We start from the raw sequence: 23560 nt of genomic DNA, 5'->3' as shown, positions 1-23560 counted from the left end.
CTTATTTTTCCTGATGGAGGCTGCTGCTGCAGTCTCTTTCTTTTTGATTTTCTATATACTATGGGAGAGTCTTCAGAAAGGTTCCACTGCTTTTGTAATACTTGTAAATAATGGAACCATCCTCGTCCGTCCTGAACACTTTTATGCCATTCCCCTCCAGATTCCCAATTACGTCTCCATGAGGGTGCCCGTAGCGGTTATCTTTTCCAACTGAAATAAGCGCCGCTTTCGGCTGCAGCTGTTTAAGGAAGGGCGCGGAAGAAGACGTTTTACTGCCATGGTGACCGACCTTCAAGATATCCGCCTTCAACTGCGGAAATGTTCTCAAAAGTTCCCTTTCCCCTTCTTCTCCCATATCGCCGGTCAATAACCATGACACTCCCCCAAGCTCCGTGAATAGAACGATGGATGAATCATTCTTATCTTCCTCTTGCTTAAATGGACTTAGCACAGCAAACCGCACTCCGCCCGCCACCCATTGGTCCCCCCTTTTCAGGACGGTCATTTTCACTTTTTTCTCTTTCGCCACGGTTACAAGATCCATATCCCTATATTGCTCTTCACTCCAGCCTCCAATGATGATCTCCGCAACTTTAAAATGATCTATTAATTCTTTTGCACTTCCCATATGATCTGCATCCGGATGGGTTAAAATCAATTTGTCCAATTGGTGGATTCCTTTACTTTTCAATAATGGAATAATGATATCATCCGCCGTGTTGAACTTCTTTCGCTTTATCGCCCACGTATCGATTGGAAATGTAATTTGCCCGCCCGTATCAATTAAATAATTACCGCGATTGAAAGGCAGGGAAATGAAAATGGAGTCACCTTGTCCTACGTCGATGATTTGCACTTCACCGAAAGGCGAGAACCTTTGTAAGTTATATTGCAAAAGTAAAAGGACGATTATCATTCCGCACCAGATTTTACTTTTTTCAAAGGATACTTCCCAAGTCAGGTATAACCCTATAAGGGAAATAACAAGTAGTAACATCATGAGGAAAGGCGGCTTTCCAAACGGTATGGATGCGAGCGGCAATCCTGATGCTGCATCTGCGGCTTTATTGCAGAGTACGAAGGTGAAATTCAATAATGATATGAGAGGTTGACCAAAGGAAGGCAGTAATAAATGAATGAGGAGGGAAATCAGTGAAAATGGCAGCAATATGATGGAATAAATCGGAACATACAATACGTTCAGAAACACGCCAAGTAAAGATACTTCAAAAAAGTGAAAAAGCAAAATCGGAAGGGCTGCCAGTTGGCAGATGGAACTGAGGATGAATAGCTGCATCGATTTCTTCGGGTATTGCAAGAAGATGCTTGAAGACATGATAATGGAGAATGTGACCGCGAATGAAAGCTGAAAACCTATATCATAGAGCATATTAGGCCGAAAAAACAAAAGTGCCATATAAGTCGATCCGATTGCGGCACCCGCCGAAATCCGCTTCTTGAATAGCAGGAGTAGAAAGAAAAGTATAGCCATTGAACAGGATCGCACCACTGATGGACTGGCACCTGAAAGTAACATGTAAACCGGAAGGAAGAGTAAGATGGCCATCATCATTCTTTCCCGTGTAATCCCAACCCTGATGCCGATGTAAAATAACACCCCCGTTAAAAAACTGACATGAAGGCCGGAAATCGCCAGTAAATGAACCAACCCCAACCGCTGATAATTAGTAAGGTCCCCTTCATCTATATATCTCTGGTCACCGAATATGAGCGCTGTGACAAAACCGCTCGACTCTTCAGGAAAGTGTTCTCTAATATATGCAATCCCCTTCAGGCGCAAATTACGAATCGAAACCAGAATCGAGTTTCCACCTTCTTTGCATTCTTGAAATGAAATGGAATCCGCTTTGAATATCCAATGGGTGCCTTGGCGGAAAAGATAACGCTGGTAATCGAAACTGTTTTCATTCCTGTTTTTCTCGGGAACTTGCAATGTCCCTTCAGCCGGACATGATAAACCGATTCGCAGAAACTGACTCAGCTTTTCCTGTTCCAATTCGGTCGTGATTTTATAACGAAGCAATAGCCGTTCGCCTTTCTCACTGCTAATGAATCCTTTTAATGAATTTCCATCTATATTCGGTTGGTCGGTAAATGTGATGATAAATTGGCTTTCCGTTCCATGATAGGCAGTTTTGTTTCGGTGATCGGAGAAGGAGGCGGCCCCTAAAAATATCCCAATGATCACCAAATGAAAACTAAGGGCCTTCACACTTAAGCCCACCGAAAAATAAAGGAAACAGAGAAAAATTAGGATAATGATCAGCAGCCTTACATTTAAAAGAGAATGGGCCGTAACACCAAATGTGGCTGAAACGGCCAGTAAGATAAGATGTCTGGCCATGCCTGCCCCCCGTCCTATTTAATTTTCGAATATCTGATTGGCCTGCTTTTCCAGTTCCAATAAATCTTCTTTTCCCAGACCGTTTTGTTCAAGTTGAGCTAGCAATGAGAATACAAAGTCCTTTTTTTGTTTTCCATTCACATCGATGGCCCCTTTTGCTTCAACCTTCTCGGTCTTGACACCCGCCTGTTTGAATAATTCGAGGGCATATGGATGATTTTTGTAATCCTCGGCATAATAAACGGCCTTTATGCCAGCTTGGATGAGTGATTTACAGCACTGAAGACACGGAAAATGCGTCACATATATTTCCGCCTGATCAGTCGGCACCCCAAATTTCGCACATTGTAAAAGTGCATTCATTTCTGCATGTATCGTTCTGACACAATGGTTATCAATTACATAACAGCCGTCATCAATACAATGCGTCCCTCCCGCAATGGACCCATTATATCCCCCGGCAATGATTCGATTGTCCCTGACGATGGTCGCCCCTACAGTGAGGCGTGTACATGTGCTTCTTAAAGCTAATAAATGGCTTTGTGCCATGAAATATTGATCCCAACTAATTCTGTTCATGTTGTATCCCCTTACCCCTAGAATGATTTTCTTCAATTTTACCCTCTTCCTGTCCATTTGTGTAGCATTCATTTCACCGAAATGGAATCCCGTAACCTTTCAAACGTTTTATCGCCGATTCCCGTAACCTGCTTCAATTCATCGACCTCCTTGAATTTCCCTATCGTCTCCCTGTATTCCAGGATCGCATTCGCTTTGGATGGTCCAATTCCCGTCAAGGTTTGCAAATCTTCCTGTGTAGCAGTATTCAAGTTCACCAGCCCTCCTGACGTACCCTTAGTGATGGCATCACCAGACGTCCCGACTTGTATATTCTCCAAGTCCTCTTTGTCTTCTTCACCTATTTCCGGAACATAAATGACCATTTGATCTTCGATGATTTGGGCAAAATTCACTTTATCCGTGTCAGCCTTTTCCGTAAAACTGCCCGCAGCCGAAATCAAATCAATCACCCGATCACCTGCCTGTGCAGTAAAGATGCCCGGGGACTTGACCGCTCCTTTAACATCCACTTTAATGATCTCAGGCTCGGCAGCCGATTCATTTATACTTTGTTCCATTTCAGCTTCTTTTGCAGTAATCGAAAATATATCTTCCGTTTCAGCCGGATCCTCCCCTTGTTGAGAAAAAAAGTAAATGCCCCCTGCCACAAATGCCACAGCAACGGTAATCATCGTCATTTTCCTTTTTAAAATCCCTTCCATTTCTTTACCTCCTTATTGGATTTCGCACGATACATTGTCATAGGACAGATTAAAAATACATAGTGTTTTTAGGAGAATCAATCGCTTTAAGTGAGAGGAGTTGATCGGAATTGAAGAAAATTGGTGTTATCGGAACCGGAAATATGGGTACCATTTTAATCGAGGCATGGCTGGAGGCAAAAATATTGAATCCGGCAGATCTAATCATTACAAATCGCACACTTTCCAAAGCATTGGTGCTGAAAGAGAAACATCCGGGTATAAAGGTTGCGGAAAGCGCAGCCGAAATCGTCGAACAAGCGGACTTTATCTTTCTCTGTGTAAAACCATTGCAAATTAACAGCCTATTACAAGGCATCAAACAGCATATAAAAAGGGATCAGCTGGTTATTTCCATCACAAGCCCGCTTTCCGTCTCCCAGCTCGAATCGGCAGTGAATGCACCCTGTGCCCGCTTTATCCCGAGTATAACGAACCGTGTGGGTTCAGGCGTATCGTTACTGAGTTTCAGCGAGAGCTGCAGTAAGGAGAAAGTGTCAGCTTTATTTGATTTGGCCTCCGCCATATCGGCACCGGTCATCATTGAAAATGATATCACCCGGGTAGCTTCCGATATTGTCAGCTGCGGCCCTGCCTTCTTCAGCTATTTAGCTCAAGCTTTCATTGACGCAGCTTGCCAAACGACGAAGATAGATAAAGAAACGGCTACGACTTTGACTGAGAATATGCTGGTCGGCTTAGGGGAATTGCTCGGTAAAGGGGTTTATACATTGCCGACCTTACAGGAAAAGGTTTGTGTAAAAGGTGGAATAACAGGTGAGGGGATCAAGGTTTTAGAAGCTGAAACCGGGGAAATGTTCCATCATCTTTTTCAAGCGACACATGAAAAGTTTGCAGAGGATCTTCACGAAGTTGAAAAACAGTTCGGCCATCCTTATTAATATTCGTAATCAAGATCTCAATTCCTTCTAAAAGTAAAAAAAAAGAAGAGGTCAGACCTCCTATCGTCCTAGTACGAACGGAGATCTTGACCTCTTTATCATTTACTGGCTACAAACAATATTCTTTCGGTTTCCGTTACAAGCGGTGCTTCTTCAAGATCCGCCAGAATTTCTGAAACCGTGAAACCTGCTTGCTCCAGCCACTTTTTATATTGTTCAACCGGATAGGTCCGTTGATAATGCAACTCATCAAAACGGTCATAAAGACCGCTTTCATCATCCCTTACGAAAAAACTTAAATCATGTTCCACACTGTAAGGTTCTTCACCCGGGAAGCAATCCCATATATAGGATACTTCTTCACCATTGACAGCAAACGTATGATCACTAAAGATTTCTTCCATTTTATATAGGGAATGGATATCAAACATGAATAATCCGCCATCCTTCAAATGCTCATGAACCCGGCTGAACGTCTTGACGATATCCTCTTCGTCACGAAGGTAGTTCAGCGAATCACAAAAAATCGTGACACAATCAAATTGGCCAAGTCCTTCGAGTTCTGCCATATTCTGCTGGAAAAGCGGAATCGATAATCCAAGCTTAACCGCTTTTTCATTAGCTACAAGAAGCATTTCATCAGATAAATCCACGCCGGTGACTTCGAATCCGTGCTGCGCCAATTCAACGGTCATTTCCCCGGTTCCACATGCCAAATCCAGGACTTTCCTTCCACCAATTCCATACTGTTCCAGCTTCGCCGTAAGGATCATCAGCCATTTTTCATAAGGTGCGTCCTTCATCAATTCATCGTATACATAGGCAAAGCGTTCGTAAGTCATGAAGTCAGTTCACTCTCTAGATCTTCAAAAGGTGCATCTCCCCATAGACGTTCAAGGTTATAGTAGTTTCTTTCATCTTTATGGAAAATGTGGGCCACTACATCGCCAAGATCCACAAGCACCCATTTCGCCTCGTCAAAACCTTCAAGACGCTTTACATTGATTCCTGATTCATCAGCTTTGCTCTTCATTTCACGAGCTATTGCTTGTACTTGTTTTTCAGAATTACCGTGGCAGATCAAAAAGTAATCCGCTACAAGGGAAATACCTTGCATGTTCAATGCCACGATATCCTCTGCTCTTTTATCATCCGCCGCTTTTGCTGCAATTACAAGAAGTTCACGTTCAGTCATTACATCTTCTCCTTCAAATTCATGATCAAATCATTATATGTCTTAAATGTGTCAGGGTAAATTGCCTGATTTCTTTTCATTAAAAAAACAACTGTATTCCTTAAAGCCTGGATGACAGCATGATCCAAATTTTGCTTTGCTGTCTGCCTGACTTCGTCGACACCGGGAAAAGAACGCCCCGGCTCGATATAATCAGCAAGGTATACGACTTTATCCAAAAGGCTCATGCCAACCCTGCCAGACGTGTGATAGGCAATCGCATCCAAGATTTCAGCGTCCTGAATGCCTGCTTCCTTATTCACCAGATAAGCCCCGACAGGAGCGTGCCACAGCTCCATATTATATTCAAGTAACGCCGGGTCCATTTTTTCAGCGATTATTATTTGCTCCATTTCTTCTTTAGGACGAAATTTTGCATAATCATGGAAAATGGCTGCAAGTTCCGCTTTTTTGACGTCGGCACCATATCGTTCAGCAAGTTCAATCGCTGACTCGACCACACCCAAGGTATGAATGTACCTGCGCTCGGTGATTTGTTCTTTGACCAGCGCCAATGCTTTCTCACGATTCATATAAACCATTCCCTTTAATATACTTCACCACTGGATCTGCTATTAAATACTTCACGGTTTTCCCTGTTCTTAACTTCCTTCGTATCATGGAAGACGAAATGAACATCTGCGGGACTTTCACCATCGTGATCGGGTATAAGGTATTCTCATTATATCCAGGGCGCTTCACCCCGACGAAATTGACCATATGCACCAGCTCGTCGATACGATGCCAATTCGGTAAGTACTCAATCATATCTGCGCCAATTATGAAATAGAACTCATTGGCTGGTTCAAGTTCTTTAAGCAATTTTATCGTGTCATACGTATAAGATGTGCCTTTTCTTTCTATTTCAATACCCTCAATATAAAAAGATGGGTTTCCGGCTATCGCGTTTTCCAACATGGCCAGCCTGTCCATATCGGTTACTTCCTCCGATTTTTCCTTATGTGGAGGAACGTGATTTGGCATGAACCTGATTTCATCTAGCTCAAGGGCATCCAGCACTTCATTGGCTATAATTAAATGCCCGATATGCGGAGGATTGAATGTACCGCCAAGAATTCCAATTTTTTTCATAGATAGGTTCCTTAAGGTAATTTAAGTTGTTTGTTTTCTTTTGATTCTTTATATAGCACAATTGTGTTGCCGATAATCTGAACCAATTCAGCCCGTGCACCTTTTGATAAAGTAAGCCCCACATCATTGCGGTCCTCTTCACAGTTTTGCAGGATGCTGACCTTGATCAATTCACGTACTTCAAGCGCCTCACCAATTTGCTTGATGAGATTATCATTGACTCCGCCTTTACCAACTTGAAAAATTGGATTGAGGTGATGGGCCTTTGATCGTAAAAATCTTTTTTGTTTTCCTGTTAACATGTGTTACCTCCTAGTTTGTTCAAGACAATATCTGTCATTCTTGCTGTATCCGGCATAATGCCTGTCCATATCTCAAAGGCAAGCGCAGCCTGGTTGATGAACATTCCCAGACCATTTTGCGTTTCCGCCCCTTTTTCCCCAGCTTCACGCAGCAGCTTGGTTTTTAGAGGGTTATAGATGATATCACTGACAATTGCACCGGTTTTAAGCTGGTCGACCTTTAACGGCGAATGATCCAGTTCAGGACTCATTCCAGAAGAAGTCGTTTGGATGATTAAATCATATTGTGATAAGCTTTCTTCCGCTTCGATAATCGAGAGTGCCTTCGATACTTTATCATAAGGGCAATCAGAAACAAGCTGGGCCGCTCTTTCCTTTGTCCGGTTTGCAATATCTACTTGCTTTACCCCTTCTTTCACGAGGGTAAAATAAATCGCACGCGCAGCACCGCCCGCTCCGATCACTAACGTTTTTTTAGCCTTGATGTCACCTGATATTTCATCGCATAAAGATTTAAAAAATCCTTTTCCGTCTGTATTATACCCTATAAACCGACCATTTTTGTTAACAACCGTATTTACAGCCCCGATTGCCAGGGCCAGTTCATCCACTTCATCAAGGAAAGGGATGATTGATGTCTTATGAGGGATCGTGATGTTAAACCCTTCTATACCAAGGGCCTTCATGCCTTTCACGGCATCGTTCAAACCTTCTTTCGTCACATGAAAATGGTGATAAACCGCTTCTATATTTTCTTTTTCAAATGCATCATTATGAATGTCCGGTGACATCGAATGTGCAATTGGATCTCCCATTACCCCATATATCTTTTTCATAGACTAGACGACCCCTATATTTAGATTAATGATTTGCGAACGATCACATTGACGCCCTTTGGAACATGTGCAACGATTTTCGCCCCTGGCTCATTGACCGTCACCCAGCCAAGACCAGAAAACACAATATCCATTTTACCATCTTTCAAGGAAAATTCATGTGGAATCAGCTTCGGAAATTCCTCGATTTGTTCGGGCCGTGGGGGAGTCAGTAATTCCCCGGCATGGTTTTTATACAATTCATCGGCATTTTCCAGTTTCGTACGGTGAATATTCAATTCGTTCGAAAGGTAGCAAGTCAATGAACGCCTTCCGCCTGAGACATAGTCCAACCTGGCCAACCCTCCGAAAAATAGCGTCTGCCCTTCATTCAGCTGGTACACTCTCGGCTTGATTTCCTTTTTCGGCATAATCACCTTGAAGTCCCGTTTGTCCACATAGTGAGCCATTTGATGATGATTAATGATTCCAGGTGTATCGATCAATGCTTGTTCATCATCCAAAGGAATTTCAATCATATCCAAGGTAGTCCCAGGGAAGTGGGAAGTCGTGATGATATCACTTTCACCGCTCACTTCTTTTATAAGACGGTTGATGAAAGTCGATTTCCCTACATTCGTACAGCCCACCACATAGACATCTTTTCCTCTGCGATACCGCTCGATCGCATCCGCCGCTTCAAGTATGTGCTTTCCCTTTTCCGCACTGACAAGCAGGACATCGATCGGGTTAAGACCCAATTCCTTGGACGATTGCTTCATCCAATTGATCAACTTGTTCGGTTTTACCGATTTAGGCAATAAATCGACCTTATTTCCGATCAGAAGAACATCATTTCTCCCTACAAATCGATGAAGGCCAGGCAGCCAGCTTCCATTGAAATCAAAAATATCGACGATTTTGACGATTAAAGAGTCGGTTTCGCCTACTTTATTCAAGATTTTCAAGAAGTCATCGTCTGTTAAGGATACATCCTGAACTTCGTTATAATGTTTCAATTTAAAGCAGCGCTGACAAACGATGCTCTCTTTTTCCAGAGCCGATTTAGGGGCAAAGCCCAACTCCTTCGGATCTTCAGTCTGGACCTTCACACCGCAGCCGATGCACACTAATTCTTGATGATTGTTCAATTGTGATCCTCCCATTCTATCATTCCTTTTCGTTTAAAAAACGCCATGATCTTTCTTTCAAAATAACGATTGATCCTTGTTCTGAATTCGTCGGTTTGTGCGACAGGGACCACTAAGATTGTATGAAACCCGCCTCTGTTCCCTCCCAATACATCCGTCAATAACTGATCGCCGATTACCACCGTTTCTTCTAATTTCAACCCCATTGTCTTACGGGCTTTATGGAAAGCCCTTGCCATCGGTTTTCTGGCCTGGAAGATAAACGGAATGTGAAGCGGATCGGAAAAAGCCCGAACCCGATTTTCATTATTATTGGACACAATCGTCACTAAAATCCCATGATCCCGCATATTGTCGAACCATTTGATTAAATCGGGGGTGGCAGTCGGCCTGTCCCATTCAACGAGAGTATTATCCAAATCGGTAATGACGCCCTTAATCCCTCTTTTTTTCAATTCTTGAGGATCTATATTAAAAATGCTTTTAACATGTTCACTCGGCAAAAATAATTTAAGCATATTGGCACCTCTATATTTTCATTAAAATTTACCGTTTCCATCATATCGAATTTTCAGCCCACTTTCAAAAAAAATTAGGAAAGAATGGCTGACGGTAAAGAAACATCATAATGTATGTTTTCTGATATGGAAAGTCATTTTTCATTAAATAATGGGAAATTTGCAGGCAGACCAGAACCAAAGAACTAATTATGCATAAAAGATTTCGACAAAAAATTCATTTATTCAACCTGTGGATAACTTTACTAACATTTTCCATACTGATGGGCACCATTTCGTCCACTTTGCAAACAACTTAACCACAGGTTATCCACTTTCATCTGTGGATAACAGAACGATTGTTCTCCAAGTTTATTTCTGATACAGTAGGGGTACATCAAGGAAGACTTATCAATATATGCAGGTAAACACCAAATTATTCCTCGCAATCCCTACTGGAGGTGAGCAGCCCTTAAGTGGCGTTCTGATGCAAAAACTATCTGATGACCTGTTGCTTGAATCCTATTTTAAAGCACAGAATTTAAAGTTGAGTACCGATTTCATCCGCCTCATAGAAACGGAAATTCATCGAAGGTCCCTAACACATAAAATCCGGTCCATATTTTAATATGAAATACATAGGCTGACATCAAATGTCAGCCTCTTATTTTATATTTACAGTTAGACCGCTCTCATGAATCCGATTGTTTCACCTACACGGACATCTTCGGGAATGGATATGTTTCCTTCAAGTTCAAAACTTCCTTTTTCAAAAAGAAGCACAACTGTGGACCCAAAGCTGAAATAAGAAAACTCCTGCCCTTTTTCCAATTGATCCGAATCATCAGTAATGACGATCGAATTTATGAACATGGCCCCGACTTTCACCATTGCCAGATTTCCCGCCTCATTTTGTAGTTCAGTTATTGTCCGGTAATTTTTTGATAAAGGCTCTTTTCCATATTTCATCCCCCATTTATTAACGGGGTATGATTTCCTTCCAAGCGTCCATCGCTTGACCACGGAACCCTTGATAGGCGCATGGATCCTATGGTAATGACTCGGGCTTAAGTATAACACGAGATATTTGCCGCCTAAGTACTTTTCCAATAAAAGCTCATCCCCGAGCATTTCCTCCATTGAATATACCTTTCCCTTAACGACGATCTTTTTATCAGCGTGTATCTCCCCTGAGTCCTCAAGTACACCGTCCACGGGACAAGCTACAGCAGATGGAACTGCCGTAATTGGCCTCGCGTCAGCCTTTAACTGCCTTGTAAATAGCTCATGCAAATTGGTATATGCTTTTAACTCCTTACCAAATTCCTGTGTATTAAGCTTGAATGTTTTTACATAAAGTAAAATTAAGGGCCTGCTCCAACGAGATTGGCTAAAGTGTTTTAATAAACCTGATGAATACTGACCATTCGTCAGTTCAATAAGAACGCGATACAAAGACTGAAACAAAATATAACCACTCCAAATTGTAAAATTGTAAAATTATTCTAAAATCCTCTTGCATAAATTGTATTAAATAAAATATTATTATATAATAAATACTTATGTTTACTATATTTTGTTTTAATTTGTTTCACTTGAAAGGAGTGAAAAGATGTTTTTATTACACGCCCTAGATCAAACCATTAAAAAAGTGAAAGCACAAACAGCAAATATACTTACCTTAATTAATTTATCCCTTGGTGGATTTGCGATAATTGCCGTGATGCACGGTCAATTGAATTTAAGCTTGCTTTTAATCTTCCTGGCTGCCCTTGCAGATCGCTTTGACGGTATGGTTGCACGGAAATTCAACATTGAATCGGAATTGGGTAAGCAACTTGATTCCATGTGTGACATCATATCCTTTGGCGTCGCACCGGCTCTATTATTATACCAAGGAATATTGATAGAATTCGGAGCACCTGGCACACTCTTCACGGTTTTCTATATTGGCTGTGGCGCGTTTCGTCTCGCCCGCTTCAATATAAGTGAAAGCAATGGATATTTTACAGGAGTGCCCATTACGGTTGCGGGCTGCATCGCCACTTTAAGTTATTTAGCCATTCCGTATTTCCATCCGGTCTTTTTCTTATCCCTCATGATTATATTATCATTACTTATGGTCAGTCCATTTAAACTAAAGAAAGTTTAATAAGAAAAGCGGATGTCCTAAACCGGACATCCGCTTTCTTTTGTTCCTATTCCACCTAAACCCATCTTATGCTTTTCGGACTAATGGGTCGGTCAAACGCATGAATTCTTCTACATCCTCCATGCAGGCATTGACTGCTTCCTCCCAAAAATCCCGGGTCTTTAAATCGACGCCTAAATGTTTCTCCGCCAAATCCTCGACCTTCATGGAACCGGTATCCTTTAATAGAGCGATATATTTTTCTTCGAATCCTTCAGGTTCTTTCAGAGCATTCGCGTATATGCCTAATGAGAATAAGTAACCGAATGTGTACGGAAAATTATAAAATGGTACACCTGTAATATAAAAATGGAGCTTTGAAGCCCAGAAAGTTGGATTATAATCACTTAAAGCATCGCCATAAGCTTCTTTTTGTGCATCGACCATCAGTTCATTCAACCGTTCGGCACTGACATATCCTTGCTTCCTCTCGTCATAAAACCTAGTTTCGAATAAGTAGCGGGCGTGGATATTCATCAATAATGCCACGGAACGCTGAATTTTATCTTCTAAAAGCACCAGCTTTTCTTCCTCACTGGCTGCTTCCTTAACAGCTGCATCCGCTACGACCATTTCAGCAAAAGTGGAAGCGGTTTCCGCCACATTCATTGCATATGACCGATTCAATGGATGGATATCCCTCATCGCATAAGAATGGAATGCATGTCCCAATTCATGAGCCAATGTCGATACATTGGACGGTGTGCCCGAATACGTCATGAAAATTCTTGACTGCTTATTCAATGGAAAGCCGGTGCAAAAACCGCCTGGTCTCTTACCTGGTCTGTCCTCAGCTTCAATCCAGCTGTCTTCAAAAGCTTTTTGGGTGAAGTTCGCTAATTGAGAGCCGAATTTAGCGAATTGCTGGATGATGAAGTCTGCACCTTCTTGATAATCCATTACTTTGGATTCTGCCGTAACAGCGAGCGGTGCATCCAAATCCGCCCAACTTAATTTATCCAATTCCAGTAACTCCGCTTTCCTTTTTAAAAATCTCACAAGCGGCTCTTTATGATCTGCAATTACATTCCACATGCTTTCGAGGGTTTCTTTTTTCATCCTTCCTATTTCAAGAGGCTCTTTCAAAATATCATCCCAGCCCCTTTTTTCATTCACACTGAGACGGAAGCCAGCCAAATGGTTCAAAGTCCGGGCAAATAGGTCACTTTTTTCCTCCCAAGCCTGTTCCCACGCAGTAAATAATTCTTTCCGGGTCCTTTCATCAGGATCAGAAAATTTATTCGCCGCTTGGCCTACAGAAAGCTTTTCACCCTTATAAGGGATGGTCATTGAACCGACGATCGTATCATACATTTGGCTCCAACCTTCAAAACCGTCCATGGCCAATTGGGTGATTAATGATTCTTCCTTCACGGTAAGCTTTTCCTTTGCCTTTTCCCGACGTTCATTCAATACGAATTTCAATTCATTCAATGGTTCTTTTTCGAGGATTTTCATGAAAAATGCATCATCAAGCTGCATCAACTTTTCATCCAGCTTGCTTAACACCATTTTTAGTGAAGCGACTATCTTCATTTGTTTGATCCGCAGCTGACCAGCCTTCTTATCCTGCGCATTTTGAGCTTCCAGGCATCCAATGAAAGCACCTGCCTGCGAAGATTTCATATTTGTATTTTTAAAAAGATCAAATGCCTGGATTAAACTGAATTCATCATTTCCTACCGGATTGATATTGCTTACAAGCCTGTCTAATTCTTTTACCTCTTCGTTGAATTCATCTAAAAAAATCAGGAACTCCTTAGAAGAGCTTCCCCCTTTAAAAAAGATATCCAAATCCCATGTCATAGAATATCCCATACTAAATTGCCCCCTTTTTATCACTAACCCCATTATAGAGGTTCATTCAATATTTTTCTAATTAAAAGGAATTTTCAGTATTTTTCAGAACATTTTTCTATATCCCAGATTAAAAGCATGTTATGATGAATATAATCTTAGGAAAGGGGTGGTTGATTCATATGAAATTCTTTATTCACATGTCTGCCATCATCCTGCTCCTTTGGACACTGCCCATACAGTTCCACCATCATGCACAGCAGCTAACCATTGAAGAACATACCGATGTTCACCATTGGGATAAGGCCGACAAGAAACAGCCTTTTGTGCCGTCCTTTAGTTCATGGCAGTCACTTATCGTAATACTCATTTTTGAATTTACCATTTTGGGCTTTCTTTATTTTCCCTCGAATCTTCGACGGCGATATCTCAGTCCCGTTTTTTATCAGGCGAATTACGTAGCCTCACGCTCTGACATTTTATAAAAAATAAAATGGAGGAGTGATTCATATGTGGTTTCGACTAATTATGGTAGGGGTCTTTTCTTTAACCGCTTCACGTCTGTTCCTTTTTCAGGGAATCGAGATTTATCATGCATTTACAGATTTGATCAGAAATAAATATTAAAAAAAGAGTGCGGGGAATTTCCCCGCACTCTCTTTGTTTACCATTCCTATCCTTTAGCTTTCTTTTCCTTCTCTTTTTCTGCCCTGTAAAATTCATGGAACATCTTCATCAAAGCACGTTTTTCGATCCTTGATACATAACTGCGGGAAATGCCAAGCTCTTTAGCGATTTCCCTCTGGGTTTTCTCCTTTTTCAAATCCAGTCCAAACCTGCCTACAATGACTTCCTTTTCGCGTTCATCCAAAATATCAATATACTTTTTCACTTTTTCAATTTCCATATTGAGCTGAATCGTATCGATGACATCTTCCGATTCCGATTTCAGTACATCGATTAAACTGATTTCATTTCCTTCTTTATCCTGACCGATCGGATCATGCAGGGAAATATCTTTCTTTGTTTTCTTTGTCGCTCGTAAATGCATCAAGATCTCATTCTCAATGCATCGCGCCGCATATGTGGCAAGCTTCGTACCCTTCCCATCCGAATAACTCTCAATGGCCTTTATCAAACCAATTGTCCCAATCGAAATCAAATCCTCTGTATCTTCGCCCGTATTCTCGAATTTCTTGACGATATGGGCAACAAGCCTGAGATTATGCTCGATCAGGATGTTACGGGCATCACCGTCCCCCTCACTCATAAGCTTCAGATATTTCTTTTCATCCTGAGATGACAAGGGCTGGGGAAAAGCATTGTTTTTCACATAGGAAACGAATAAGTAAAATTCTTTGATAATATAACCGACAACTGTAAGTATTCCGGGCATTGGCTTCATCCCCCGTTTCTTTGGCTTCCCTATTCATACCTATGCAACAGTGGGCTTGTTCGTGCCTGTCCCGCTAAAAGAAATCGTGAAAGTGTTAAATGTTCAAACCAGCCTGGATGAATTCCCAAACGAACGAAGGCAAATGTTCATATAATGATAGGGAATTTTTTAGGGAAAGGGGGTTTTTGCGATGGGATATAACTATGGACCATACGGATGCAGCTATGGTTATCCGGCTCCTGCGCCTTGTTATTCAGGGTCCGGTTACGGCTTTGGTTATGGCCTGTTTATTGTCCTCCTGATTTTATTGCTCATTTTCGGGTTTTGGTGGTTGCCGGGATGTGGATTTGGTTATGGTGGGTCAGGTCCGTGCTGCTGATTCAGGCAAAGAAAAAAACTCGGCCCTAAGGCCGAGTTTTCCCATTTTACCTATTCATATCTAACGTTGGCGTTCCGAGTGCAGCGTCATGACCATCTTGATCAACATCTCTTCAATTCATCACGTTTCCAATGCCATTTTCCGCTGTTCTTATACATACAAACCATGACAATGCTGGCCATGCACCGGCAAATACGTTAGCCGGTATCCTTCTCCTGCCAATAGCAACGCTTCTCTCCTTTTACGTAAAACAAGTTCAACATATTAACCTCCACCTTTCTTTAATTTTTTTATGAACGGAATACCTACCTCATATGTTTTTAGAAAAAAGGACGATGCTTCAACGCTTTATCTAGATGTTCTTCTCGAATCTTGTGGATTCTCTCCTGTTGCAAACATTCCTCGGCAGTCATTTTTTTCATTTTAATCGTGATTGTGAAAAAAAGCATATTCAGTGTCATAATATCACCTCCTTTAAGGGAGCGGCCCAACAAAAAGGCATAAAAAGGCCGCAGAAAGTTACGTCCTCCTGCGGGCTTTTTTAGAGAATATAAAAAGACCGCAGGATAAAACACTTCTCCCTGCGGCCGCTATGTCTGAATGATTAATAAAGCCAAATTGCTTTAGAAATATTCCGCTTGGCACAGGTCGAATGTTATGTGATTGTCATTTGAAACGGACCGGCTGATTGCGACGACTCCATGTAGATACAATGTCATTTTCTTCGACCTCCTTTGGAATATTTTTTATTACTTGGTAAGTATATCCACAAATTCGATATTTGTAAACGGCTTTTGCCTATTTTTTTGAAAATTTCAATCTTTCTACCCATTTTCATGAGCTATTATTACCTAAAGGAGGTAAGTCGTATGATAAATCTGCCCCTTAATGGGCTACAACAATTGAAAAATAAAAAAACCTGATTCTTTAAAAGAATCAGGACAGACTGTAGACAAACTCGAGTTTGTCTACAGATTTAATGAGGGTTTGTAAAATCTCGAACGTCGATTTCCTCTTCAGGCACTCGCTTTCCGCGGGCGGTCCGCCCTCGGCGCTTTTGCGCCTGCGGGGTCTCCCCTTGACGCGCTTTTCCCACAGGAGTCTCGCACACCCGCTCCAACGACTTTGTTTTGAAATTTAGATAAAACCCCTTTGTCTAAACTAAGGTTTGCTCTATTGTTGTAAAGTGTCCTGGTCATCCATTTCGGCCAAGATCTTCTTATATTTCTTTGATAATGAGAAAAATACTATGGATATGCCCAGGAACATGATTGTCGCTCCCATATAGACATATGTGTCAATCATCGCTTTGTCTCCAGTGGGAAGGATGGTTCCTATATAGAAGAACGAACCCACACATAACAAAGTGATCGCAAATTGTTTAAAATCGACCATTTTCGAACGCAGCATTGCCGCCGTTTGTTTTTTGCGGTTTTTCATGCCATTCCACCTTCTTTCAAGCTAATAAGATATCGATATCTCATTCTACCATATTTATTCCAAATGACAGGGTGTAAATAATGGCAGTCAGCTATGAATTTCGGGTCCCTAAACGATTATCCTTGCAGCGCTTGTTCCAAGTCTTCCAATAAGTCTTCAACATCTTCCAGACCTACTGAAATACGAATCAACCCATCCGTTATCCCAAGTTCTGCACGACGCTCAGCCGGAATGGAAGCATGTGTCATCAAAGCCGGAATGGAAATCAAGCTCTCCACTGCCCCCAGACTTTCCGCAAGTGTAAAGTATCTCACTTTGTTCAAAACGGACTCGGCCTTTTCCGCACTGCCGACATCAAATGAAACCATACCGCCGAATCCACGCGATTGTTTTTTGGCAATATCATGATTTGGGTGGTTTTCAAGACCTGGGTAATAGATTTTCGAAACGCCTTCATGCCCGGATAGGAAACGAACGATTTGAGATGTGTTTTTTTCATGTTCTTCCATCCTGATTCCCAGCGTTTTAATGCCTCGCATCAGCAACCATGAATCCTGGGGCCCCAGCACGCCTCCTGTGGAGTTTTGGATGAAATGAAGGTCATTGCCAATCTTTTCATCATTCACCACGACAAGACCCGCTACAACATCGCTGTGTCCCCCCAGATACTTCGTTGCACTATGAAGCACGATATCGGCTCCAAGTGAAAGCGGATTTTGCCAGTAAGGCGTACTGAAGGTATTGTCCACAATGGTGAGGATGCCGTTTTCTTTTGCTATTTTTGATACTTCTTCCAAATCGGTGATTTTCAATAATGGATTCGTCGGAGTTTCAATGAACAGTGCTTTCGTATTGTCCTTTATCTCTTTTTCGATCGAGTGTATGTCACTCGTATTGATGAACGTAGCTTCCACCCCGAAGCGGTTAAGCACTTTAGTGATGACCCGGAAAGAACCTCCATAAACATCATCTGTCATCAATACATGATCACCATGACTGAACAGCATCATAACCGCAGTCATCGCTGCCATTCCTGATCCGAAGGCGAAACCTCTTTTTCCTTCCTCAAGATCCTTGATCAATTCTTCGAGGGCATGGCGGGTCGGGTTGCCTGTACGGGAGTATTCATAGCCCCGATGATTCCCCGGACCATCCTGTTTATAGGTGCTCACTTGATAAATCGGCACCGAAACCGCTCCTGTTTGTTCATCACCAAAAATGCCGCCGTGGATCAATTGTGTTTTTTTTCTCATTTTACATTCCTCCCTGATAAATTTTTTTGCTTAAGTATCGTTCACTTGAATCCGGAAATATGACGACGATATTCGCCCCCCGGGAAGCCTTGGCCGCTTCTTTCATGGCCGCTGCAAATGCCGCACCGGAAGAACTGCCGACAAGAAGGCCTTCTTTACTCGCCAATTCCTTCACCATATCGAAAGCGTCACGATCGCTTATCGTATGGATTGCGTCAAAATACGTTTCATCCATATAGGCCGGTAGAAATTCCATCCCGATCCCCTCTGTTTTATGGGGTCCGGCTTTTCCGCCGTTTAAAATCGATCCTTCTGGTTCGACAATGACCGTTTTGACAGCAGCGTTCTTTTCTTTCAAATATCGCGATGTTCCCATGAATGTCCCGCCCGTCCCGGCACCGGCAACAAACACATCCACATCGCCTTTCATCTGTTCCCATATTTCAGGTCCCAGCGTTTTATAATAGGCATCAGGATTGGAAGGGTTGGCGAACTGCTGGGGACAATATGATCCCGGAATTTCAGCCAGCAGCGCCTTAGCCTTGGCGATTGCTCCTGTCATCCCTTCCTCTGTCGGGGTTTGGATCACATTCGCTCCAAGGGCACGCATCAATTCCTGTTTCTCGGTACTGAATTTCTCCGGAACGCAAAAGATCACGTCCACCCCACTGTTTATCGCAGCCAACGCCAAGCCAATCCCGGTATTCCCGGCAGTCGGTTCGATGATCGTCCCGCCCTTTTTCACCTTCCCTGTCTGCAGCGCTGTGGCTAACAGTTCTTGACCAAGCCGATCCTTCACACTGCCTCCCGGATTGAAGTATTCCAGTTTGGCAAAGATACGGACTTCATCCGGAAGCGGGAAATGGGTGATTTCCATCATCGGCGTTTCCCCTATCAGCTCATGAATATTTTTAAAGACTTTCATATTCGGACACCCTTTCATAGTTATCCTACCAATTTAATAAGGATTATGCAATAAAGAATGATCAGCAGAAAAGCTTCCGCTGATCACTTACCATTCATTTCATTTTTTCAACCATTTTCAAAATCAGTGCCGCTGAATGAAGAGCCGCAGTTTCCAGGAATTTATCAAAGGAAATATTGGACTCCTTACCTGCGATATCCGAAAGGGAACGAATGATGACAAACGGTGTTTTGAATTGGAAGGCTACCTGTGCAATGGCTGCCGCTTCCATTTCCACCGCGTATAAATCAGAGAATTTCCCTCTGACGAATTCAACCCTGTCAGGATCATTCATGAAAGAATCCCCCGTCACGATCAACCCTTTCGCCACTTGTATATCCTCGATTTCTTTTGCTGCTTCTTCTGCGATTGCAAAAAGCTTTTCATCCGGTGTAAAAGCTGCAGGCAGCTGAGGTACTTGACCGTATTCATATCCAAAAATCGTCACATCGACATCATGGTGCCGCACTTCCGTGGATATGACCACATCCCCTACATTCAGATCTGGATGATAACCGCCGGCAGAGCCAGTATTGATGACCGCATCCGGTTTGAATTTTTCTAACAGGATTGCAGTGGACATTGCCGCATTCACTTTACCGATACCCGATTTAAGTAAAATGACCTCGATACCATTCAGTGTGCCTGTATTGAACTCGGAACCGGCAATGGTCACCTGCTCCAACCCTTCCAATTTATCACGTAAAATCGTAACTTCTTCTTCCATTGCTCCGATTATGGCTACCTTCATTAGTAAAAACCTCTTCCTATAATTTTTCCGCCTCCATGATCCAGACGAATTGATTGCAGCGCTCGAAGTTCACTTTATATCCATTTGCTTCAAGCACTTTTTCCAAAAAAGGAATCGTAGTATAATATTCCGTTTGCAAATCGTTCGCCAAATTATGAAAGCCTGCCTGCCTTGCATCTTGAATCGCTCGTTCATGAGCTTCCTTTGATTGATACATTGTATCAGCAAACACTATTTTACCACCAGTATTCAGTAACTTTCCATAGTTGGCTATCGCTTTTTCTTTTTCTTCATCGGTTAAATGATGAAACGCGTACGTACTCACGATCGAATCAACCTGTTCCGGCTTCGGAAAATCGATAAAATCACCGTCTACAATTTCTGTTTTTCCGCTCAGCTTGCTTACCGCTATTTCCCTCATTGCAGGAGAAGGTTCTATTCCCGATACCTTTAGGCCCTTCTTCAAAAGTCTTTCCGTCAAATTCCCGGTACCCACCCCGAACTCCAGCACATGACCAAAAGCCCGATTGGTGACGCTGTCCAATATGCCATCATAATGTTTAAAAACCTCTTGATACTCAATATCGTGTCCACCAACCGTATCATCATACGATTTCGACCATTCTTCAAATAAATCGATAAATTCTCTGCCCATTTTTAATCACCTTTTATAATAAGATAATAAAACCTATAAGCATACTATGAAATAAATAGAGAAACAGTTCTTGTTTTTAGGCAAATTCATTAGGTTCAGATTCGGACAAAATGGTGTTAAACTAACAGTATCTGAATGTTGGAGGGGAACAGTCATGAGTTTTCAACTCGACTTAAACTTATTCGAAGATAAAATAGAATTTTTCGAAGCAGAAAGCATCAAGAATCTTGAAGAAAAAATCCAATCACAAATTGAAATCAATAAAGCGATCATGCTTCAGGTGGAATCCGTGTCACACCAAATGTATGTAAGTGAAGAAGGCAGACGTTTTTATAGTGCAGTCGTCCACTTTAAAGCTAAAAAATGATCACCATGAAAAACCCCCGAAAAGCGGAATACCTTTCGGGGGTTTTTCGTTTATACATTTTTTCTGAACATTATCTTTTATCGTTTGTCTTCAGCTCTTCGACTTTTACAGGTTTCCAACCTGATCCGTCCACCCATTCAATATAAACCCGGAACGTTTTAGGGTTGTCTCCTTCAGAAACCGTACCGATTGCCGTGGTCGACGAACCGCCGTTTTGCAGCCACCATAGCTTCATGCTGCCTTCATCGATTCCAGCTCCGCTTGCTATCGCTTTACTCATTTCATTCCAATCGACCGAGCCCTTTTCGAAGCTGGTAGTGTGCTCCCCGGATTGCTCCGTTCCTACTGGTTTCCAACTCTCACTTGTATATGTAGACGCAACATTGCCATCGCCGCTGCCTTCCACTTCCACAAGTTGGGCATCTCCTGCTTTTTCTGAATCTGCATCATCTTCAGCCTTCTCTTCTGCATCTTCCTCTGTTGCTTTACTATCTTCTTTTTCGGCATCTTCTTCCGTTGCTTCACTATCACCTACTGCGTCTTCCTTCTCTGAATCCGTTTCTTCCTCTTTGCCAGAAGGTTTGTCCACTACTTTCCCTTTTTCTGTCTCGGCGACTTGCTTTGGTTCAGTCGTGGCTTTTTTTGTTTCGGTGCCATCATCACTTAAGAAAATCGAGACTGCGACAATGACGATTAAAATGGAAACGATGGTGATTGCAATATTATATATTTTATTTACTTTTCTTTTTTGATCTCTCTGATTGAAACGTGAGCCCAAGGTCCATTCCTCCCCTTACCATTTCTTACTGCCTCATTTTAACATGATTTAGCCAGAGATAGAAGGGAAGGGTTTCCTACACTTTTCGTCAATTCTCGCTATTGTCCTGGTCCTTCGAGTACAGGACTTTTACAATATCTGAAAAAAGAGGCGTCATGCTGGAACTGTTTTCCTTCGTTTCAAAACTTACGGTAACAAGAGCATATTTGGGATCTTTATATGGAAAGTAGCCTGCAAACCATTTATTGAGCTCCCCTTTTTCGATATTGGTCTGAGCTGTCCCGGACTTGCCGGCGACCTCCACAGGCAAATCTCTCAAGGAAGCGCCCGTCCCTTTCTCTTCCGTTACGACCTTCCTAAGAAGATGCTGCATCTTCATCGCTGTATAGGGTGACAGTTTCTCGCCGCCAATGCTTTGATTGGGAAAATCGACTACGGTCGTACTATTGTTAAATTCGACCTTGGAAACGGCTTTGACCTGTTCCTTCTTGCCGCCGCGGGCAATCGTTGCCATCATATTCGCGATCGCGAGCGGCGTCGTTTGGACATCCTGCTGGCCAATTGCCGTTTTGGCAACCATTTTGGGATCTTTTTTTAAATCGTCATCATGCCAGACCTTTCCTGTTTGTTCATGATGCAGCTGAGTGACTTCCGTGTGATATACGTCCCCTTGCCAGCCCGTTTCACCAACCAGCCCTAACTTTTTTGCATATTTGTCCAAAAAGTCCGGATCCTTCTCCGCTATTTCCTGTGACAATTCGGCAAACGTCCTATTACAGCTTTGGGCAAAGCTATTTTCAAAATTAAGTACGCCCAGTTCCCTCTGTTTATCCGTTTTGCCGTCTATCGTCAAATTACAGTTAAATGTCCTGGTGGGACTGGCCGCTTCATAATCGATGGCCGCTGCTGCCGTGACCGTTTTAAAGACGGAACCCGGCGTTTTTTGAGTCAGCATCATATTGACGGCCCCTTCACCATTTGGATCTTTTATATTAAGCGCCGGACGTGATACCATGGCCACGATTTCACTTTTTTCGATATCAATCAGGACGAGACCGCCTTTTTTTATCCCGCGTTCATCGACGAGCTTTTCCGCTTTCTCCTGAATTTCTTTATCGATCGTCGTCATGACCTTCACCGGGTAAAGCGGATTTGCTGGTTCCACATATTTAACATCGACACCGAACATCGGTCCTCCGCTGGCGTCCACGTGAAAAACGAGCTTCGATTCCCCAGCGGAAAGCAAGAACTCATCGAAGGTCCTTTGCAGTCCCGTATTGCCTATTTTCGTTTCAGGAGATAAATTCATGTCCGGATAACGTTTTTTCTTTTCCGCATCTGATATATTCGTCGTTCCGATCAATTGTGCTGCAGGCGTTTGATCATGATATAATTTCTCATTCACGGCAAAGACCCCGGGAATCTTCAATTCATTGATTGCCTTCGACTGGCTGGACGTCAACTCTATCGGTTCATCCCCGCCAAATACGAATGGTTCATCCGCTTCTTCTATAGCCCTTTTTAACTCCGCTTCCGATTTCCCTATTATCGAGGCCACTTCATCTATGGGCCATGTCATTTTTTTTAGAAAGGGAAAAAGGACGAGCGTCGGGATTTCTTCATGTGCCAGCGGTTCTCCATTTCTGTCATAGAACTTTCCGCGTCCATCATCAATCTTTAATATTTGTGAACGCTGATTCACGCTTGCTTCCAACAGGTTCACATCATGCTTTGAAAAAGATTCTGTCGATACAAGTTGGATGTAGGCAAGCCTGCCTATGAGCATCAGCATGAAAGTGGTCAAAAAAAGTGCCAGCAACCTCATTCGTTTCTTTTTCATAAAATACACCTCGATAACCATTGTTGACGAGGTGCGAATTTTTAAACAATTATGAACAAATTTAACGCG

General features: G+C 42.5%; 27 protein-coding genes. 5 read left to right on the top strand and 22 right to left on the bottom strand.

Annotation, left to right across the window (positions count from 1 at the left end; genetic code table 11):
• Positions 1-58: 58 nt before the first annotated feature.
• The 3 genes from AC3WLU_RS09425 to AC3WLU_RS09415 all read right to left on the bottom strand — a co-directional run bounded on the left by AC3WLU_RS09425 (position 59) and on the right by AC3WLU_RS09415 (position 3648).
• Entirely contained in the window at positions 59-2365 is a 2307-nt protein-coding gene (locus AC3WLU_RS09425; protein ID WP_492597187.1) for a DNA internalization-related competence protein ComEC/Rec2, read from the bottom strand.
• Between the two features lie 18 nt (positions 2366-2383).
• Positions 2384-2944 carry a ComE operon protein 2 gene (locus tag AC3WLU_RS09420; RefSeq protein WP_057278857.1) on the bottom strand — a complete coding sequence of 187 codons (561 nt, stop codon included), beginning with the start codon at positions 2942-2944 and terminating at the stop codon, positions 2384-2386.
• 68 nt (positions 2945-3012) lie between these two features.
• Positions 3013-3648: a helix-hairpin-helix domain-containing protein gene (locus AC3WLU_RS09415; RefSeq protein ID WP_492597186.1), complete on the bottom strand. Its 636-nt coding sequence runs from the start codon at positions 3646-3648 to the stop codon at positions 3013-3015.
• A 110-nt stretch (positions 3649-3758) separates the two neighbouring features.
• Here AC3WLU_RS09415 and comER point away from each other — a divergent pair, with 110 nt between their 5' ends.
• Positions 3759-4589 carry a late competence protein ComER gene (gene comER / locus AC3WLU_RS09410; RefSeq protein WP_222619912.1) on the top strand — a complete coding sequence of 277 codons (831 nt, stop codon included), beginning with the start codon at positions 3759-3761 and terminating at the stop codon, positions 4587-4589.
• A gap of 98 nt (positions 4590-4687) precedes the next feature.
• On the opposite strand, the gene AC3WLU_RS09405 is transcribed toward comER, so the two are convergent.
• Genes AC3WLU_RS09405 through AC3WLU_RS09370 form a run of 8 tightly spaced genes read right to left on the bottom strand, consistent with a single transcriptional unit; the run spans position 4688 to position 9701 of the window.
• Positions 4688-5431: a class I SAM-dependent DNA methyltransferase gene (locus AC3WLU_RS09405; RefSeq protein WP_057278859.1), complete on the bottom strand. Its 744-nt coding sequence runs from the start codon at positions 5429-5431 to the stop codon at positions 4688-4690.
• On the bottom strand, positions 5428-5784 hold the full coding sequence (rsfS, locus tag AC3WLU_RS09400) for a ribosome silencing factor (protein ID WP_034308569.1): 357 nt from the start codon (positions 5782-5784) through the stop codon (positions 5428-5430). The genes AC3WLU_RS09405 and rsfS overlap by 4 nt, the downstream gene beginning before the upstream one ends.
• The gene (gene yqeK / locus AC3WLU_RS09395; RefSeq protein ID WP_054400178.1) at positions 5784-6356 is read right to left on the bottom strand and encodes a bis(5'-nucleosyl)-tetraphosphatase (symmetrical) YqeK; all 573 of its coding nucleotides are present in this window, start codon (positions 6354-6356) and stop codon (positions 5784-5786) included. The genes rsfS and yqeK overlap by 1 nt, the downstream gene beginning before the upstream one ends.
• Positions 6346-6915 (bottom strand): nicotinate-nucleotide adenylyltransferase, encoded by a 570-nt coding sequence (locus tag AC3WLU_RS09390; protein WP_034308571.1) that lies wholly within the window; start codon positions 6913-6915, stop codon positions 6346-6348. The genes yqeK and AC3WLU_RS09390 overlap by 11 nt, the downstream gene beginning before the upstream one ends.
• An 11-nt stretch (positions 6916-6926) precedes the next feature.
• On the bottom strand, positions 6927-7217 hold the full coding sequence (gene yhbY / locus AC3WLU_RS09385) for a ribosome assembly RNA-binding protein YhbY (RefSeq protein ID WP_034308574.1): 291 nt from the start codon (positions 7215-7217) through the stop codon (positions 6927-6929).
• Positions 7211-8053 (bottom strand): shikimate dehydrogenase, encoded by an 843-nt coding sequence (aroE, locus tag AC3WLU_RS09380; protein WP_063575642.1) that lies wholly within the window; start codon positions 8051-8053, stop codon positions 7211-7213. Before aroE ends, yhbY begins: the two co-directional genes overlap by 7 nt.
• Positions 8054-8073: 20 nt before the next feature.
• Positions 8074-9183 carry a ribosome biogenesis GTPase YqeH gene (gene yqeH, locus AC3WLU_RS09375; RefSeq protein ID WP_222619913.1) on the bottom strand — a complete coding sequence of 370 codons (1110 nt, stop codon included), beginning with the start codon at positions 9181-9183 and terminating at the stop codon, positions 8074-8076.
• The gene (locus AC3WLU_RS09370; RefSeq protein WP_034308582.1) at positions 9180-9701 is read right to left on the bottom strand and encodes a YqeG family HAD IIIA-type phosphatase; all 522 of its coding nucleotides are present in this window, start codon (positions 9699-9701) and stop codon (positions 9180-9182) included. The genes yqeH and AC3WLU_RS09370 overlap by 4 nt, the downstream gene beginning before the upstream one ends.
• Positions 9702-10167: 466 nt before the next feature.
• Here AC3WLU_RS09370 and AC3WLU_RS09365 point away from each other — a divergent pair, with 466 nt between their 5' ends.
• Complete coding sequence (locus AC3WLU_RS09365) at positions 10168-10308, top strand: sporulation histidine kinase inhibitor Sda (RefSeq protein WP_034311351.1); 141 nt, start codon at positions 10168-10170, stop codon at positions 10306-10308.
• A 53-nt stretch (positions 10309-10361) separates the two neighbouring features.
• Here AC3WLU_RS09365 and AC3WLU_RS09360 read toward each other — a convergent pair whose 3' ends face one another.
• Complete coding sequence (locus AC3WLU_RS09360; RefSeq protein WP_492597185.1) at positions 10362-11147, bottom strand: phosphatidylserine decarboxylase; 786 nt, start codon at positions 11145-11147, stop codon at positions 10362-10364.
• 145 nt (positions 11148-11292) lie between these two features.
• Between AC3WLU_RS09360 and pssA the strand changes: the two genes are divergently transcribed.
• Positions 11293-11832, top strand: a complete 540-nt coding sequence (gene pssA / locus AC3WLU_RS09355; RefSeq protein WP_034308587.1) for a CDP-diacylglycerol--serine O-phosphatidyltransferase — start codon at positions 11293-11295, stop codon at positions 11830-11832.
• Between the two features lie 66 nt (positions 11833-11898).
• Here pssA and AC3WLU_RS09350 read toward each other — a convergent pair whose 3' ends face one another.
• Positions 11899-13689, bottom strand: a complete 1791-nt coding sequence (locus AC3WLU_RS09350) for a M3 family oligoendopeptidase (RefSeq protein WP_492597184.1) — start codon at positions 13687-13689, stop codon at positions 11899-11901.
• A gap of 161 nt (positions 13690-13850) precedes the next feature.
• Here AC3WLU_RS09350 and AC3WLU_RS09345 point away from each other — a divergent pair, with 161 nt between their 5' ends.
• Positions 13851-14153, top strand: a complete 303-nt coding sequence (locus tag AC3WLU_RS09345; RefSeq protein ID WP_063575638.1) for a hypothetical protein — start codon at positions 13851-13853, stop codon at positions 14151-14153.
• A gap of 188 nt (positions 14154-14341) precedes the next feature.
• On the opposite strand, the gene sigK is transcribed toward AC3WLU_RS09345, so the two are convergent.
• The 7 genes from sigK to AC3WLU_RS09310 form a co-directional block, all read right to left on the bottom strand.
• Positions 14342-15064 (bottom strand): RNA polymerase sporulation sigma factor SigK, encoded by a 723-nt coding sequence (gene sigK / locus AC3WLU_RS09340; RefSeq protein ID WP_034308596.1) that lies wholly within the window; start codon positions 15062-15064, stop codon positions 14342-14344.
• A 699-nt stretch (positions 15065-15763) separates the two neighbouring features.
• Positions 15764-15904, bottom strand: coding sequence for a YrzI family small protein (locus AC3WLU_RS09335; RefSeq protein ID WP_076365157.1), 141 nt, complete (start codon positions 15902-15904; stop codon positions 15764-15766).
• A gap of 712 nt (positions 15905-16616) precedes the next feature.
• Positions 16617-16883: a YrhC family protein gene (locus AC3WLU_RS09330; RefSeq protein WP_034308601.1), complete on the bottom strand. Its 267-nt coding sequence runs from the start codon at positions 16881-16883 to the stop codon at positions 16617-16619.
• A gap of 116 nt (positions 16884-16999) precedes the next feature.
• Entirely contained in the window at positions 17000-18136 is a 1137-nt protein-coding gene (locus AC3WLU_RS09325; RefSeq protein ID WP_034308604.1) for a bifunctional cystathionine gamma-lyase/homocysteine desulfhydrase, read from the bottom strand.
• 1 nt (position 18137) lies between these two features.
• Entirely contained in the window at positions 18138-19061 is a 924-nt protein-coding gene (locus AC3WLU_RS09320) for a PLP-dependent cysteine synthase family protein (protein ID WP_492597183.1), read from the bottom strand.
• Positions 19062-19155: 94 nt separating this feature from the next.
• Entirely contained in the window at positions 19156-19851 is a 696-nt protein-coding gene (mtnN, locus tag AC3WLU_RS09315; protein ID WP_034308609.1) for a 5'-methylthioadenosine/S-adenosylhomocysteine nucleosidase, read from the bottom strand.
• Between the two features lie 16 nt (positions 19852-19867).
• A complete protein-coding gene (locus AC3WLU_RS09310; protein ID WP_034308611.1) occupies positions 19868-20506 on the bottom strand; it encodes a class I SAM-dependent DNA methyltransferase in 639 nt (212 codons plus the stop codon).
• Positions 20507-20660: 154 nt separating this feature from the next.
• Between AC3WLU_RS09310 and AC3WLU_RS09305 the strand changes: the two genes are divergently transcribed.
• Positions 20661-20873 carry a DUF2536 family protein gene (locus tag AC3WLU_RS09305; RefSeq protein WP_048682770.1) on the top strand — a complete coding sequence of 71 codons (213 nt, stop codon included), beginning with the start codon at positions 20661-20663 and terminating at the stop codon, positions 20871-20873.
• Between the two features lie 70 nt (positions 20874-20943).
• On the opposite strand, the gene AC3WLU_RS09300 is transcribed toward AC3WLU_RS09305, so the two are convergent.
• Positions 20944-21651, bottom strand: coding sequence for a YrrS family protein (locus AC3WLU_RS09300; RefSeq protein WP_430026169.1), 708 nt, complete (start codon positions 21649-21651; stop codon positions 20944-20946).
• 88 nt (positions 21652-21739) lie between these two features.
• Positions 21740-23491 (bottom strand): peptidoglycan D,D-transpeptidase FtsI family protein, encoded by a 1752-nt coding sequence (locus AC3WLU_RS09295; RefSeq protein WP_492597182.1) that lies wholly within the window; start codon positions 23489-23491, stop codon positions 21740-21742.
• Between the last annotated feature and the right edge of the window lie 69 nt (positions 23492-23560).

The organism is Peribacillus sp. FW305-BF15 (assembly GCF_058783805.1).
This window is presented reverse-complemented; position numbering and strand designations above follow the sequence as displayed.